The organism is Crocinitomicaceae bacterium (genome assembly GCA_016708105.1).
In the GTDB taxonomy this organism is placed as follows: domain Bacteria; phylum Bacteroidota; class Bacteroidia; order Flavobacteriales_D; family Crocinitomicaceae; genus JADJGJ01.
Genome location: JADJGJ010000001.1, coordinates 946,633 through 961,439, shown reverse-complemented (window position 1 = coordinate 961,439; position 14,807 = coordinate 946,633). Strand labels below are relative to the sequence as shown.

Sequence of the window (14,807 nt, the reverse complement as noted above, 5' to 3'; positions counted from 1 at the left end):
CGTTAGTGCTAATTACAAGTTAAGATAGATGAATGCATTCAATTAACTCTATTCATAATTCAATTTGATGATTTTATTTTTATCATATTCGAAAACTGAGTCATCAAGTTTCATTGGAATTACCGCCTCTGCTGTATAGATAAAAGCATATCCTTGGCGAGGATATTGTATAAAAATGCAGTATGGTAACGATTTGAAATGTTCAACCAGTTTATGTGTACCCATCATCTTATAATGAGCATAATGCGCAGGATTAATTTCTGTGCCGGTTGATGGACAATACCATGTTCTAATGAGTGATTCCTTATTCCGTTTATTCAAAAATCTTACTGTAGCTCCATGACAAATTCTTCCCATCACAACCACACTTTCTTCTTCATCAAAATCATACAAAGAATCCTGATCTTTCAAAACACTGCTTTTATAAATGGTATCATGCGTGTAGTAGTCAGTGTAAATATAGTTTGAATCAATATTCGGATTATAAATTTCAGATTTGAATTCTCCTTTTTTATTGAGCCATTTGTGCATTCCGTTCTTAAAATAAAAAGTATGTGTTTTACCCATGTGTTTGTACAGAACGCCCTTCTTTATTCCGTCACTGAGTGGAACTGCTACTACCTTATACGTGATATACCCTTCAAATTCAGCATGGGCATGTTGAATCATGCCGGTTATTATCAGAAGTAACAATGACAACAGCATATTTCTAACACCATTTCTTTTCACATTTTTGATTTTTGAAAATAAAGCTTTTAATGACACTTGAGAAAAATACTCAGTGGAATCAACAGAGAGGATGCCTGCTTTAAGCGGAAAAAATTTGTTTTTCATAAGTGGGTTTTGAATTTCTGCTAAGGTAAAAAATCCTCCCAGATAGGCAAATGTTCTAACGCATAGTTCAACCCAATAAAAAATGAAATCCAAAAATTACCGCATCATCAAGCCACCGTTTAGACCAATGGTTTGACCGTTGAGATAGGCTGATTTTTCAGAAAAGATATATTCAATTAATGCCACAATTTCTGCCGGGTCACCGAGACGACCAACCGGAATTTGTTTTTTGAGTTGTTCTTGAATTTCAGGTGTTACATCCTGAATCATCCCTGTTGAAAAATATCCTGGCGCAATGCAGTTCACTGTAATATTTTTTTGAGCCACTTCACGTGCAAGAGTTTTGGTTAACCCAATTAAACCTGCCTTAGAAGCGGCATAAGCAGACGTTCCCGGAAAACCGGCTTCAGCAACAACTGATGAAATAAAAATGATTCTGCCCCCAGCATTTTCTCTCATGTGAGGCAAAACGTGTTTAGCAACAAAAAACGGACCGGTTAGATTAACTCCGAGTGTTTGATTCCAGCTATCAGCGCTTGTTTTCCAACTCATTTCACTTTTAGAAATGCCTGCATTGTTGATGACAAAATCAATTTTTCCGAAGTCACTTACTACCTGAGTAATCATTTCTCGCACTTCATCTTCTCGTGTGATGTCGGCGTAGTAAGTTTTGTCTGAAGAGCCTATAGGTTCAGGTTTGTTTTTGTAATAATGCAAAGCAAGTGTGTATCCTTTCTCAGATAATTCTTTTGCAATTGCACGGCCAAGTCCACCTGAACTTCCAACCAGTAATACCGTCTTATTCATCGGCGAATTTTTTTTAATGTTTTAAACCAAACCGGCAAATCACTTATTTCATACTCATAATAAACCCGATCAGTTGATCCAAATTTATGATAAAATTCTGCCACCGGCGCAATATCTGATCCGCCAAAATCCAGCATACCATAGTTCTGATACCTTACAATTGCCTGATCAATGAGAAAATAAAGCGCACCGGCTTTTTTTGCGGACTCTGATCCTGCTCCCTTTAAATAGGTGATTCGGTTTTTATCTTTCAGAAAAAAGCCTCCCGCAACAATCTCATTTTGTTCTTTGACAAGCAATAATTCACCCGACTTATTTTGAATTGCTGCAAGCATCAACCGATGTAAAAACCGAATATCTTTTGACGTTATGGTTTCAATTTTTGGCGCCACATATTTCTTAAATAGTTCAAGTAGAATTTCAGGTTCAAATGACTCTTCAATTTTAAAATTCTGACACTTTTTTAGAATACGTTTTGCATTGGTGCTGTAATTTTTTTTCACCTCATCAATACCCGCTAACAAAGATAAAAACTGGTGACGGCGCAACTTTTTGTTTTTCAGAATTTCAGCGCTTCCATTTCTGAATCTGATAGTTTTAAATTCTTTGGACAAAAACTGAAGAGCTTGCTCCCAATTGTACTGGTCACCAACAATATCATATTCTCTTGTAAACGGTGCCTGAACAAATTGCTTTATACCTAACCGAGATGTAAATGAAATCGGTAAAATAGTTTCATAATCGCCTTCAACCAAACCACCCCAATTGTTGCACACCGCATCAAGATACCAAGTGTACATAAAAATATTTTCACCCGACCAATTGGCAATGCGGCGGTTCCATTTTTCTTGGTCAATATCTTTGGATAAGATCAATTTCATGAAGCAAGTATCAGTTCATTGAACGTTGTAAACTGATGCATATTTTTATTGCGCTCAATAAATTCTTCTAATTTTTTTAAGGCATAGCGTGTACATGCTTTAGGGTGACCCAGCACAACCATTTCATCAAAATTTCTTTTTGTATTTTGTTGTATAATCTGATCAAGTCGTGTAACAAAATAACCATCTGTTGAAGCAGACAACAACATACCTTTTGTGAGCATTTTTTTTCTCAAACCTGGTGTTGACATAGGATATCCATCACCCAGTGGTTTGTGATTGTACTTATCCAAACGCCCAAGTAAAAATAGTTTCCAGAAAAAAAGTGGATTATAGTAATGAGATGAAATTGGCAGTTCTAAAAAATTCCCTTGTTTATCTTCAACACAAACATCTTGTGAGAATTTCCACGATGATTTTTTGGGTGAATTTGTAAAATCATAACTATAATTTCCCACAATAGATTTGCCGCCCGGAAAAACGGTAGAGTCAATCAAAATTCCGGCCGAATCAAACGCTTTTTTAATTCTTGAAAAAGGCTGAATACACCAGCCGCCCGCACGATAAACCTGAGAAGAATATCCGGTAATAGAAGTGAGTGCTTGATGATATTTAATAAAAATTTGCTCTATTTCAAAATCAGAAAAATCATCTAGTTTGTATCTATTTGTTTTCATGATCCATTGCTCACCATTGTGAGTACAATCCTCCCAGTGCGGGTGAATATGTAAATCACATGCATGTCCATCAGCCACCAGATTTTTTATCTGATTAAAAACCGCATCTCGTTCAGCTTTTACAACAGAAAACTGGTGAGCAAATTCATTTAGTTTTACAAGATATCCGGCATCAATAAAAAACCCCAATTTCACCTTGGTACGGTGCGCAATATCTCGTAACATTTCTGTTGGCTGCAAAATACTTTTTTCTGCTGTTCCTGGCGGATTACCAAAGAACAATTCATAGTCGTATGTGAGAAATATTTTCATTGTACGTCTACCAAATCAGAATTGAATTTGCGCTTCATACTTGCCTGAGTATTGGCGTACAATTGATATTTTTTTATGCTGCGATAAAATGAAATTATCATAAATATTTTCACAGAAAGCGGAAGCAGAACACCAAAAAATACAAGTATTGCCAGATGATAGGCAGACACTGCGTCAACAAATTCAGTGAGACGAATTATAAAACTATAAAAGGTATCTAACACCACCGCGATAAACATGATATAATAGAGTACCATGTTCCCTTTTTGAATGGTCCATAAATTGGTAGTCAATAACAGAAGAACAACCACCGTGCTGGTGAAAAAATATACAATGATGGGATTAAAAATAAATTCAGATGGTTGATACTTTATCAGTGACCAAATCAATTCTCTGAAAGTAAAAAATCCAAAAAGTAAAGCCAAACCATACCATAATAGCCCCATATTAACCGGAAACCGCAAGCTTTTTGCAACTTTAGCCGGACTTGTAGAAGAATTATCAATTTGAACTCCATTCAGAAAGATTTCAAAATCAACTTCATCTTCTTTGAGAAGTCTTATATTGATAACACCATCATCAGGCAACAAAATTTCTTTTGAGGTTAAAATCTCTGATGCTGTCTGAAAGTGCGCAACCTCTTTATTATTATAGAGCACACGAATATTGCGATAACCTCTCTCAAATGCTACATCAACCCGATTTAATTTATCAGGAATAGAATAATACGTTTTAAAAAATACTTTGACCAAAAACTATTGCGGTTTAGAATCCCTTTCTTTCATAAACTTTTCAATGAGTTCCTCAGCTGAGTACTCAATATTTTCAATTCTGCTTTGAGCGTCATCAACCAAATCACTTTGCGGAAATTTATCCATGAATTGCTGATATGCTTCTTTAGCTCTAGTGGTGTCACGCAATTCAAAATCAAGATGACTTGCTTTGTTGAACATCACATCCTCCATGCGGTTGTATTGAGGATATTCTGTAATGATACGGTCTAATATTTTTACACTTTTTTCATATTGTTGAAGCGTATATGCGTAGTCAGATGCTTTCAATAAATATTCAGGCGCTTTAGGATCTTCAGGAAAATATCCTGCGAAATCCTGAAATTTGGTAGTTGCTTCAATCAGCAAGTTTTCATCAGGCGGTGTCTGTGAAAGAATTTTATTTTCAAGATCAACCAGTTCTTTTGAAAATTCATCGTAATCAACACGTGAGATAAAATCATCTTGCTTTTCGTCATAAATTACTTCATCATCATTTCCTGCGCATGCACTCAGCATGGCAATGGAAAAACAAAAACAACTCATCATGATATAACGCTTCATACTTTTGTGCATTTAATTTGTGAAACTTATTTTTTTCTTTGTTGATTCGGAAATTTCATACGATAAGGTACGTCAACTTCTCCTTTTGAAATATTGGTGAGTTTTTTCTTCAGTATTCTTCTTTTGAGCGGGCTGAGATGATCTGTGAACAAAATACCTTCAATGTGATCATATTCATGCTGAATAATCCGCGCCGCATAGCCATCAAATTCATCTTCATGAAAATTCCACTTCTCATCATAATAACTGATTTTAATTTTTGGCTTGCGCATCACCTCTTCTCTAATTTTAGGAATACTGAGACAACCTTCAGCAAAAGGCCATTCATCGCCTGACTCATCTTCAATGATCGGATTTATAAATACCTTTTTAAAATTTTCAAGTCCAGCTGCCTTGGGGTCTGGTTCTTCTCCCTCTTCAATTTCAGCAAAAGGAGAAGCATCAACAATAAATAAACGAATAGAGCGATCAATTTGCGGTGCGGCCAAGCCTACTCCACTGGCTTCATACATGGTTTCAAACATATCAGCGATGAGTTGTGATAATCCTTCATAATCCTCATCTATTTCTTCAGCCTCTTTTTTAAGAATAGGTGACCCGTAAGCAACAATTGGTAATACCATTGAATTTTGTGTTTGGACAAAAATAACGATTATTCAGGATTTTGACAGGTTCTTAACGGCTCAACCTGCGCCAAACACGCTATTTTTATACAATTCTGAGATATCTGACCAAGAAATTGAATCTTGCATCTGGTTGATTTTTATGATTTATATCAGACAACAACATGCTATTGTCAACAGCAAGCCTTACAAAATACTCTATAAACCCTTATCAATAAAAGGATTTCAGACTTACAAACAGGTTGAGGCTGGTATCTGAATAAAAGTCAGTTATCCCTGTTTTATGATCTCGGTCATATTTTGACACGACAAAGGCGACGTAATTTTATCTCCGGTGTTGAGAATTGTGGATTTCAGCATTTAAAAACAGTCCATAATCCAACTTGATTACCTGATTAACAAGTGAATGAATACGATCACTTCAAAGAATCAAAAAGAATACAAAAAAAAGGACCGAAAAAACAAATAACTAACGCATGAAAAAATCAATTGAGGATATCTTGAAAGAGTGCAGAGAACTGGCATTTGATCTGAAATTTACAAGGTCAAGAAATTGGCTTAAAGAAAACCCAAAAGGAGTTGTTGTAGGTTATATGCCTATCTACTTTCCGCGTGAAGTGATTCACGCAGCAGGTGGATTACCAGTAGCAATTTTTGGTGGCGGTGACCGCAAAGAAATCATCAAAGGAGATGCCTACTATCAATCATATATCTGTCACATACCGCGCAGCATTATGGAGTTGGCATTGGATAAACACCTTGATCACATGAGTGGTTTTATCTTTCCTTCTATTTGTGATGTTATTCGCAATTTATCAGGTATTTTCAGACAACAAAAAATTGGAAAATTTGTCAAATACATGGATTTTCCTCAAAATTTCATGCCTTCTATTGGTGGAGTATTTTACCAACAAGAAATGCAACACGTGATGGATTATGTCACTGAGTTAACGGGTAAAAAAGTGACCAATGAGGACATGAATAAATCCATTGCGCTTTACAATACCAACCGCAGTCTGATTGAAAAAATTTACGATATCAGACAAGAATTTCCATGGAGACTTAGTATCACAGATGTGTATCATATTGTACGCGCAGGTACTGTCATTCCGGTTGAAGAACACAACGCAATTCTTGAAGATGTTGTAGAATACATGAGTGGTAACGTGGGTATACCACAAGATAAAATCAAAGTTGTTATCTCTGGTGCATTTTGTGAGCAACCGGCAGTTGGCTTGATTCGCGCAATTGAAGATGCCGGATGCTATGTGGTTGATGATGATTACATGCTTGGTTCACGAATGATTTTAGGAGACATTGCTTCCTACACATCAAATGGCTTAGAGGCAATTGCAAATTCTTATATTAAACAAAGTCAATACTCATCTTCTATTTATGATGTGGATGATCCAAAAGAACATCGCCTGGCAAAAATTGTTAAGAAAAGAGGAGCTGACGGAGTAATTTTTGCATCAGCCAGTTTCTGTGACCCGAGCTTGCTTGATGCGCCAATTTTCCAAAATGCATTCAATAAAATGGGTATTCGCTACATCGCATTCCAGTTCAGCGAAAACATCAATCAATATAAAGTAATCAAAGAACAAGTAGGAACATTCTCAGACTCTATCAAACTCTGGGAAGGAGAGCCTGCATAATTCAGATCAGTTTTTAATAAAAAAAATATCTCAACTACACTATGGAGGCTCAAAAAGAAAGAAGCATGATCCTACAGAAAGAAATGGTCAGTGGCCTTTTCAACGAACTTGGACGTGCTAAAGAAACCGGAAGAAAAGTGTGCTACACATTTGTACCCGGTAACTTGTCAGAACTTATACGCACCTTTGATTTATTACCTGTTTATCCTGAAATCAATGCGCTGCAAAGTGCTATGCGTAAAAAATCAGCAGGATACATCAAAGAAGCTGAAAAAAACGCTCACTCTGAAGATGTTTGTACTTACGTAAAATGTGATGTAGGTATGATGATGAAAGGAAACTTCGGTCCTACCGGAGAAAAAATTCCTGAACCAGATATTCTACTCCTCAGCTACACCGGATGCTTTACCTTTCTCAAATGGTTTGAAACTTTAAAAAGATTGTATCCAAATGCTGAAGTAATCATGATTCATACGCCATATCAGGAAGCCGGAAAAATGACTCCTGAAATGACTCAGTACATGGTTCGTCAGTTCCGTGAAGAAGTGATTCCGAAAATGGAAAAAGTTACCGGCATCAAATACGATGAAGAAAAACTGAAATACCACTTGAATCTTGCAAAAGAAGCGCAAGACTGGATTGCAAAAATATTTGAAACCACCAAACACAAACCGTCTCCTATTGACGCTTATTTTGCCGGCGTTTATTATATCGGACCTATCAATATCGGTTTCAGAGGTACACCTGAAGCGGTTGAATACTATAAAGCACTTTATGAAGAAATCATGGAGCGCGTAAGATTAGGACTTGGACCAATCACACCGGAAGGAGAGATGAAGGAAGAAAAATATCGTCTAGTTGTTGAAGGGCCACCAAACTGGACAAGTTTCCGTGAATTCTGGAAGTTATTCTATGACATGGGTGCAGTTATCGTTGCTTCATCTTATACCAAAGTTGGTGGTGTATATGACCTCGGCTGGAGACATGATTCAACGCGTCCACTGGAATCTCTTTCAGAATATTGTATGAATTGTTATACCAATCTGAACATTCCTCAACGTATTGATTTGTTGTCAAAATGTATTACTGAATACTCAGCTGATGGATATGTTACCAACTCAATTAAAAGTTGTAATTCTTTCTCTGCTGGTCAGCTTGGTATGATGCGTGAAATTGAAGATCGTTTGGAAATACCTGTAGGATTTATTGAATCTGACTTGGTTGACCCGCGTTACTTCTCTTACTCTAATATTAAAAATCGTCTTGAATCATTCTTTCAAATGTTGGAGCAACGCAAAAAAATTGTAAAAACCGAAACTGTCTAACCCCTAAAATTCAATTATGAACAAATATTATCTTGGAATAGATCTCGGCTCAACTACTTCAAAAGCCGTTATCATCGATGAGAACGATCAAATCATTGGCAGAGGAATCACCAATACACGTGCTAACTACAAAGTAGCTGCAGATATTGCGCGTGAAGAAGCCATTTATGATGCGCGTTTCACCTTGCTTTCAAATATCATCAAAACAGATATGGAAGCAAAACCTGAGTTTAAAAAATACATGGAAGACATTCGTACCGTTTTTCAATATCAGCAATTTAAACGCAGAATGGAAATTTTGGAAGAAAAACTGGTGAAAACATCTGAAGCTTTTCCTTATCCAAACAAAAATGAAATCATTGACAGATTGAAATCAATTTTGAATGTAATTCGTCCGCAAATCAGACATGAGTTTGTACACGGTGGCTTAGGTTCAAAAAATCAATTCTTCCGTGATATTGTAAGTGAAAGATATAATCTTGAAGTTGCTAAAGCAGGAAAAGAATTTTACGAACCCTTGATGCTGGCTTTTGATAAGAGTATTACACCGGTTGAAAACGAAATGGTACAATACAATTTCAAAGAACTGATTCTTGAGTCAATGAAAGTACTTGAAGAAAAATATAAAGGTCTTGCAGACGAACAAGAAGATGGCTCAAAAGAAGATTGGTATTATGCTGAATTGAATGCCGTGCGTAACAATTATAAAAACGTTGAGCTTTCATTGCGTGAACATTTTGAGTTGGTAGCTGAGCAAGAAATTCATATTGCCAACATGGTAGGCACCGGATACGGACGTGCCTTGTTACCATTCCCTGAAGAATGTATTAAATCTGAAATTCTTTGTCACGCATTTGGTGCACACGCCGTGTTTCCAAACACCCGTACCGTGCTTGATATTGGCGGACAAGATACCAAAGCAATTCAGGTTGACAGCCACGGCTTGGTAACTAGTTTCCACATGAATGACCGTTGTGCTGCCGGTTGCGGACGATACCTTGGTTATATTGCTGATGAGTTTGGTATTTCATTAAATGAACTTGGACCTGAAGCAATGAGTGCTACAAAAGAAACAACCATTTGTTCAACTTGTACCGTATTTGCAGGTGCAGAAGTAAAAGAGCTTATTCATAATGGTGAAGAGCGTCCAAACATTCTTGCCGGTCTGCACAAAGCAATTGTACAACGCGCCATGTCTCTGATTGCACGCTCAGGCGGAGTAAAAAATGAATTTACATTTACCGGAGGTGTTGCCAGAAATCAAGCCGTGTTGAAATATGTAAAACAAATGGTCACTGAGTCGTATGGTGAAGTAACCATGAATATTCACACAGATTCAATTTTTATGGGTGCGCTTGGCGGAGCCATGTTTGCACGCAGAAATGTAACCGCCGCTTTACCGGCATAATTTCATTGTCTAATCATTAATAAAAAAATTATGAGCAATACAATATATACCATGGGTGTTGATGTAGGAGGAAGCTATGTAAAAGGCGTTCTGCTTGCATACGATGATGCCACTCAAAAACATACCATCGTGGATAAACAAACTGAAAAAATCAGAAAAAGAAATCCAAAAGATGTAGTTGTTGAATTGGTTGATACCTTACTTGAAAGAAATAACCTAAACTACGACAAAGACATTAAATATCTTGCTTCTACAGGTGAAGGAGAAATGGTTGAAAAGAAAACCGGTCATTTTTACTCCATGACAACTCATGCTAAAGGAGGTATATTTTTTGCACCTAATGCTAAAACAGTTGTTGACATGGGTGGTCTTTACGTGCGCGCCGTAAAAGTTGATTCTAAAGGAAAAGTAATTGACTATAAAATGACAGGACAATGCGCTTCGGGCTCTGGTCAGTTCATTGAAAATATTTCTCGTTATCTCGGTTTGGCTATTGAAGAGGTTGGTGAAATTTCACTCAAAGCTGATAACCCTGAAGTACCATCGGGTATCTGCGCTGTGTTAGCAGAAACTGACGTCATCAACCTGGTTTCAAAAGGACTTTCAACTCCAAACATTGTAAAAGGCATTAATCTTTCCATTGCACAACGCGTTGTAAAACTACTTGGTGCATTGAACGCTGAAACACCAATTGCTTTGGTGGGCGGTATGGGAATGAACGTTGGAATGATTCAGGCAGTTGAAGAATTATCGCAAGAAAATAAAAAAGCTTCTTTTGAATTCATCCCGCATCCTGATGCAATTTATTCTGGTGCAGTTGGTGCAGCAATCTGGGGCGGTTATCGTTATTATAAACTGAAAGACAAACAAACTGCGGTTGTTGCCTAAAAAATTTCTACTGTATGAAATGGAAATGTGTAGTCATTGCCAACCTGCTTTGTTTCGCTGCAGGTGCGCAAATCACCGTAACTGAAACTGATTTGCCTGAAGCAGGCTACACCTATTTTGTTTCTGCAGATACTACTACCGCTGTTAATTTGGGTACACCGTCAGCAGTTTCTCAAAGTTGGGATTACAGTTCGTTATTGCTGCACTATTTTAAAGTACCAACTTATGACAGTACCATCAATACATCATACGCTGCAGACTTTCCGGCATCAACACATTATACTTATGGACCTGCCGCTTTCTACAGCGGGTTACATGGCGGGGCACCGGTTGGCACACAAGGCATGAATAATGGATACATGTTTTGGAGACGCGACATTACCGGATTTTGGATTGTTGGTTTCAGAGCTGAAGAAGGTGATTACGCAAATAAAAATGTAACACTTCTTCAACAAGAATTGCTCGTGGGTTGTCCTGCAACGTACAATGATGTTTTCAATAATACCGCACGATGGGAATTATTGTTTGATGAAAATTCTGCCAACGCAGACACAACGTATGTGAACAACGTAGAAAAAGTGTTGACAGCAGATGCATTTGGTGAATTGATTACCCCAACCGGAACTTTCAGCAATGTAATTCGCTTACATGAATATGTCATCACCAGTGACAGTGCTTATGCAGAATTTATGAGCGTTCCGGTTTATGCCATGGAACTCAACCGTGATACATTGAACAATTATATTTTCCTTGATAACAATACTCATTATCCGGTATGTGTTGTACACGCAGATAAAAACAATACGGTATTGTATGTAGAATATTACGAAGGATATTCAATGACTGAGATTTCAAATGTTGAAGTCATTTCTCAATTGAACGTGTTTCCAAATCCATCAACAGGAAACTTTCAAATCAATTTAGAAGATTCACAAATTGAAAACACAAAACTAATCATCACTGACCTCAACGGTAGAGTAATTTATCAGAGTAATTTATCAGAAAATCAAAACGATATTTCAGTTAAAACTTCACCTGGATTATACAACTATACTGTGATGAAAGACAACGAAATTATCGCAACAGGTATCATTCAAATTTTGCCCTAAACGTGAAAGGATTTTTAAAATCAGATATTGAACTGGGGCCGGTTATAACTAATCTGGCTCTTATGTTGCAAAGAAATACAGAACGCTTTGCAGATCGTATCGTTTATCAGGAGAAAAAAAGTGATGGAAACTATCACGGGATCACCTGGAAAAATTTTTACAATAACATTGAAAATATTGCTGCCAATCTAAAGACCTTAGGTTTTGAGAAAGGAGAAAAAATGGTTGTGTTTTCACGCAACGGTTTAGACATGCTTGAACTTGAACTTGCTGTGATGGCAAGTGGTGGTGTTGCAGTTCCAATCTTTGCAAATTTTAAAGAAGATACCGCAGAACTACTCATCAATCACTCAGCATCAACCTGGCTGGCAGTGGCTGGTGCAAGTCAATTAGACAACGTGGGTAAAATACCTGCAATAAAAAAAATAATTTGTTTTGATAAAATTACTGACTCACGTTTTCCTGACTTGATTCATATTGATGCGTTGCGCAACGATGTTCATAAAATGCAATCATCTCTTGACAATCAACTGCTGACTTCTACAATTTGCCTGAATATGTATACTTCAGGTACTATGGGTATTCCTAAATGCGTTCAACTCACCCATGAAAATATTTTATCACAACAAGCGGCATTAGATATTTTGTGGGATATCACTGAAGAAGATCGGTTTTTATCATACCTGCCATGGCATCATAGCTTTGGAGGAATATTTGAATTGTTCACAGCCCTGTATAACGGTGCAACTTTTTCTCTTGAAAGCAGCTATGGAAAAGATCCTGCATCTATTTTTGAAAATTGGAAAAAAATAAAACCAACCGTATTTTTTAGTGTACCAAAAGTTTATCAGTCTTTATTTGATCTCACCAGAAAAAGTAAAGAAGCTGAAGACCAATTTTTCAACTCTGGTTTGAAATTTATTTTTACAGCTGCTGCGGCATTACCTGAAAAATTATCACTGGAATTTGAAAAAAGAAAAATCACCGTAATTGAAGGTTGGGGTCTCACTGAAACATCCCCTTGTTGTACTCTAACAGATCCAAATTTGAAACGTGAAGCAGGTGTGGTTGGTATGCCAATTCCGGGTGTGAGTCTTAGAATTGCAGATGACGACGAAATTCAAGTGCTTGGACCAAATGTGATGACGGGATATTTCAACAACACTGAAGCCAATGAAGGAGCTTTTACTGAAGACGGTTGGTACCGCACCGGTGATGTTGGAACCTTTACAGAAAATGGATTGAAATTGATTTCAAGAAAAGATAGAATTTTTAAGTTGTCAAATGGTGAGAAGGTTATTCCTACCGATCTTGAAAAACAAATTGAATTGAAATGTCATTACGTTCAATATGCTGTTGTTTCAGGCAGCGGAGAAGAATATCCTGTAGCATTGATTTTTCCGAATAAAAAATTATTGGAAAATCCTGATTACGAACTTACGCCTGAGCAAGGATGTTTTTGCCCAAGAAGTTTAAATGAATTGGGAAGATGTCTAACCGGATGTCTTCATATAGCGAACAATTCTATCGGTCAAAAATTTGCTAAAGTGAAGTCAGCTGCTATCATCATGGATGAGCTGTCACTTGATCACAAAACTCTGACGCCAAGCATGAAGATGGCGCCTAAAAATGTTCTTGAAAAATACAAGGCTCACTTAAAAAATCTCTACGGTGATAAAGTACCGGTTGATGAAGAAGTTTATGTTATTGAGCTGGAAAAAGAAAACGAAAAAAAATGTACAAAATAAAATCTACTGACCTGATGAAAAATCTGATGGGAGAATATTTTCTTTCATTAGAATCCGGTTCAAAAAAAATTGCCTGGTGTACCAGTGTTGGTCCGGCTGAATTGTTGCGCTCATTTGGTTTTGAAGTTTATTTTCCTGAAAACCATGGAGCACTTTTAGGTGCAACACGCACGGCTATGGACTTTATTCCAGAAGCAGTTAAATGCGGTTACTCAGGTCATGTTTGTTCATATACTACAGCTGATATTGGAGCATTTTTAAAAAAACAATCACCACTTCAAAGTCACTACAACATGCAAGGTGTTCCAAAACCGGACATCATTGCATACAATACAAATCAATGCAGAGAAGTTGAAGACTGGTTTACTTTTTACGCCGATCATTTCAAGTGTCCTATTGTAGGTATTCAACCTCCGAGACATTTGGATGAAGTAAGTCAGGATGAAATTGATCTTGTGGTAAAACAATTCCAAAAAATGATTCCGGTTTGTGAACAGGTAAGCGGAAAAAAATTTGACATTGATCGTTTTCGTGAGGTGGTGAAATTAAGTAAAGAAGCCACCTTGTTATGGCAAAAAGTTTTGAAAACATCTACAGCAGACATTGCTCCACTCAGTTTTTTTGACGGCACTATTCACATGGGGCCGATTGTTGTTTTAAGAGGCACGCAAACTGCAAAAGATTATTACACTCATCTCTTAGCTGAACTTGAAGCAAACGTGCGTGAGGCAAAAGGATTTTTACCACAAGCAACCACCCGCATTTTTTGGGAAGGGATGCCTATCTGGGGAAAACTCAGAATGCTGAGTGATTTATTCATGCAAAACAAAGCTGCAGTTGTTGCATCAACCTACTGCAGCAGTTGGGTTTTTGATCACTTTGATGAGAATGATCCATTTAATTCTACCGCACTTGCATACACTGAAATTTTCATTAACCGAAGTGAAAAAGCAAAAATGAAAATGCTGAAAAACTGGTTTGATGAGTATAAAATTGACGGTATAGTTTTTCACGATACAAAAACCTGCTTCAATAATTCTAACGCAAAATTCGGGATGCCTCAACGACTCAAAGAAATGACCGGAGTACCCGCATTAGTAATTGAAGGTGACTTATGTGATTTGCGTTTTTTCAGTGAAGGACAAAGCATCACCAAAATTGAAACATTTGTTGAGCAGTTGCAAGATCTTAAAGTAAGCCGATAAT

The 14,807-nt window shown here is 37.1% G+C and carries 14 protein-coding genes; 7 read left to right on the top strand and 7 right to left on the bottom strand.

Annotated elements, in window-relative coordinates:
- Nucleotides 1-48 precede the first annotated feature (48 nt).
- The 7 genes from IPH66_04060 to IPH66_04030 form a co-directional block, all read right to left on the bottom strand.
- The gene (locus IPH66_04060; protein MBK7128527.1) at nt 49-834 is read right to left on the bottom strand and encodes a hypothetical protein; all 786 of its coding nucleotides are present in this window, start codon (nt 832-834) and stop codon (nt 49-51) included.
- 96 nt (nt 835-930) lie between these two features.
- Nucleotides 931-1,641 (bottom strand): 3-oxoacyl-ACP reductase FabG, encoded by a 711-nt coding sequence (locus IPH66_04055; GenBank protein MBK7128526.1) that lies wholly within the window; start codon nt 1,639-1,641, stop codon nt 931-933.
- Complete coding sequence (locus tag IPH66_04050) at nt 1,638-2,522, bottom strand: GNAT family N-acetyltransferase (protein ID MBK7128525.1); 885 nt, start codon at nt 2,520-2,522, stop codon at nt 1,638-1,640. The genes IPH66_04055 and IPH66_04050 overlap by 4 nt, the downstream gene beginning before the upstream one ends.
- A complete protein-coding gene (locus IPH66_04045; protein MBK7128524.1) occupies nt 2,519-3,511 on the bottom strand; it encodes a hypothetical protein in 993 nt (330 codons plus the stop codon). Before IPH66_04045 ends, IPH66_04050 begins: the two co-directional genes overlap by 4 nt.
- A complete protein-coding gene (locus IPH66_04040; protein MBK7128523.1) occupies nt 3,508-4,263 on the bottom strand; it encodes a hypothetical protein in 756 nt (251 codons plus the stop codon). Before IPH66_04040 ends, IPH66_04045 begins: the two co-directional genes overlap by 4 nt.
- Nucleotides 4,264-4,266: 3 nt before the next feature.
- On the bottom strand, nt 4,267-4,845 hold the full coding sequence (locus tag IPH66_04035; protein ID MBK7128522.1) for a tetratricopeptide repeat protein: 579 nt from the start codon (nt 4,843-4,845) through the stop codon (nt 4,267-4,269).
- Nucleotides 4,846-4,871: 26 nt separating this feature from the next.
- Complete coding sequence (locus IPH66_04030) at nt 4,872-5,468, bottom strand: peptide deformylase (protein MBK7128521.1); 597 nt, start codon at nt 5,466-5,468, stop codon at nt 4,872-4,874.
- A 476-nt stretch (nt 5,469-5,944) separates the two neighbouring features.
- Here IPH66_04030 and bcrC point away from each other — a divergent pair, with 476 nt between their 5' ends.
- The 7 genes from bcrC to IPH66_03995 are packed head-to-tail and all read left to right on the top strand — an operon-like array spanning nt 5,945 to nt 14,806.
- Nucleotides 5,945-7,123 carry a benzoyl-CoA reductase subunit C gene (gene bcrC, locus IPH66_04025; GenBank protein ID MBK7128520.1) on the top strand — a complete coding sequence of 393 codons (1,179 nt, stop codon included), beginning with the start codon at nt 5,945-5,947 and terminating at the stop codon, nt 7,121-7,123.
- Nucleotides 7,124-7,164: 41 nt separating this feature from the next.
- Nucleotides 7,165-8,448, top strand: coding sequence for a benzoyl-CoA reductase subunit B (bcrB, locus tag IPH66_04020; GenBank protein ID MBK7128519.1), 1,284 nt, complete (start codon nt 7,165-7,167; stop codon nt 8,446-8,448).
- A 16-nt stretch (nt 8,449-8,464) separates the two neighbouring features.
- A complete protein-coding gene (locus tag IPH66_04015; protein ID MBK7128518.1) occupies nt 8,465-9,856 on the top strand; it encodes a benzoyl-CoA reductase subunit A in 1,392 nt (463 codons plus the stop codon).
- A gap of 30 nt (nt 9,857-9,886) precedes the next feature.
- The gene (locus IPH66_04010) at nt 9,887-10,744 is read left to right on the top strand and encodes a benzoyl-CoA reductase subunit D (protein ID MBK7128517.1); all 858 of its coding nucleotides are present in this window, start codon (nt 9,887-9,889) and stop codon (nt 10,742-10,744) included.
- 14 nt (nt 10,745-10,758) lie between these two features.
- Nucleotides 10,759-11,853: a T9SS type A sorting domain-containing protein gene (locus IPH66_04005; GenBank protein ID MBK7128516.1), complete on the top strand. Its 1,095-nt coding sequence runs from the start codon at nt 10,759-10,761 to the stop codon at nt 11,851-11,853.
- A 2-nt stretch (nt 11,854-11,855) separates the two neighbouring features.
- Nucleotides 11,856-13,601 carry an AMP-binding protein gene (locus tag IPH66_04000; GenBank protein MBK7128515.1) on the top strand — a complete coding sequence of 582 codons (1,746 nt, stop codon included), beginning with the start codon at nt 11,856-11,858 and terminating at the stop codon, nt 13,599-13,601.
- Complete coding sequence (locus IPH66_03995) at nt 13,589-14,806, top strand: 2-hydroxyacyl-CoA dehydratase (protein MBK7128514.1); 1,218 nt, start codon at nt 13,589-13,591, stop codon at nt 14,804-14,806. The genes IPH66_04000 and IPH66_03995 overlap by 13 nt, the downstream gene beginning before the upstream one ends.
- Nucleotide 14,807: the final 1 nt, after the last annotated feature.

Bases quoted from the DNA above. Each gene is read 5' to 3' on its own strand.
- IPH66_04060 (MBK7128527.1), bottom strand. From the start codon at position 834: ATGAAAAACAAATTTTTTCCGCTTAAAGCAGGCATCCTCTCTGTTGAT.
- IPH66_04055 (MBK7128526.1), bottom strand. From the start codon at position 1,641: ATGAATAAGACGGTATTACTGGTTGGAAGTTCAGGTGGACTTGGCCGT.
- IPH66_04050 (MBK7128525.1), bottom strand. From the start codon at position 2,522: ATGAAATTGATCTTATCCAAAGATATTGACCAAGAAAAATGGAACCGC.
- IPH66_04045 (MBK7128524.1), bottom strand. From the start codon at position 3,511: ATGAAAATATTTCTCACATACGACTATGAATTGTTCTTTGGTAATCCG.
- IPH66_04035 (MBK7128522.1), bottom strand. From the start codon at position 4,845: ATGAAGCGTTATATCATGATGAGTTGTTTTTGTTTTTCCATTGCCATG.
- IPH66_04030 (MBK7128521.1), bottom strand. From the start codon at position 5,468: ATGGTATTACCAATTGTTGCTTACGGGTCACCTATTCTTAAAAAAGAG.
- bcrC (MBK7128520.1), top strand. From the start codon at position 5,945: ATGAAAAAATCAATTGAGGATATCTTGAAAGAGTGCAGAGAACTGGCA.
- bcrB (MBK7128519.1), top strand. From the start codon at position 7,165: ATGGAGGCTCAAAAAGAAAGAAGCATGATCCTACAGAAAGAAATGGTC.
- IPH66_04015 (MBK7128518.1), top strand. From the start codon at position 8,465: ATGAACAAATATTATCTTGGAATAGATCTCGGCTCAACTACTTCAAAA.
- IPH66_04010 (MBK7128517.1), top strand. From the start codon at position 9,887: ATGAGCAATACAATATATACCATGGGTGTTGATGTAGGAGGAAGCTAT.
- IPH66_04005 (MBK7128516.1), top strand. From the start codon at position 10,759: ATGAAATGGAAATGTGTAGTCATTGCCAACCTGCTTTGTTTCGCTGCA.
- IPH66_03995 (MBK7128514.1), top strand. From the start codon at position 13,589: ATGTACAAAATAAAATCTACTGACCTGATGAAAAATCTGATGGGAGAA.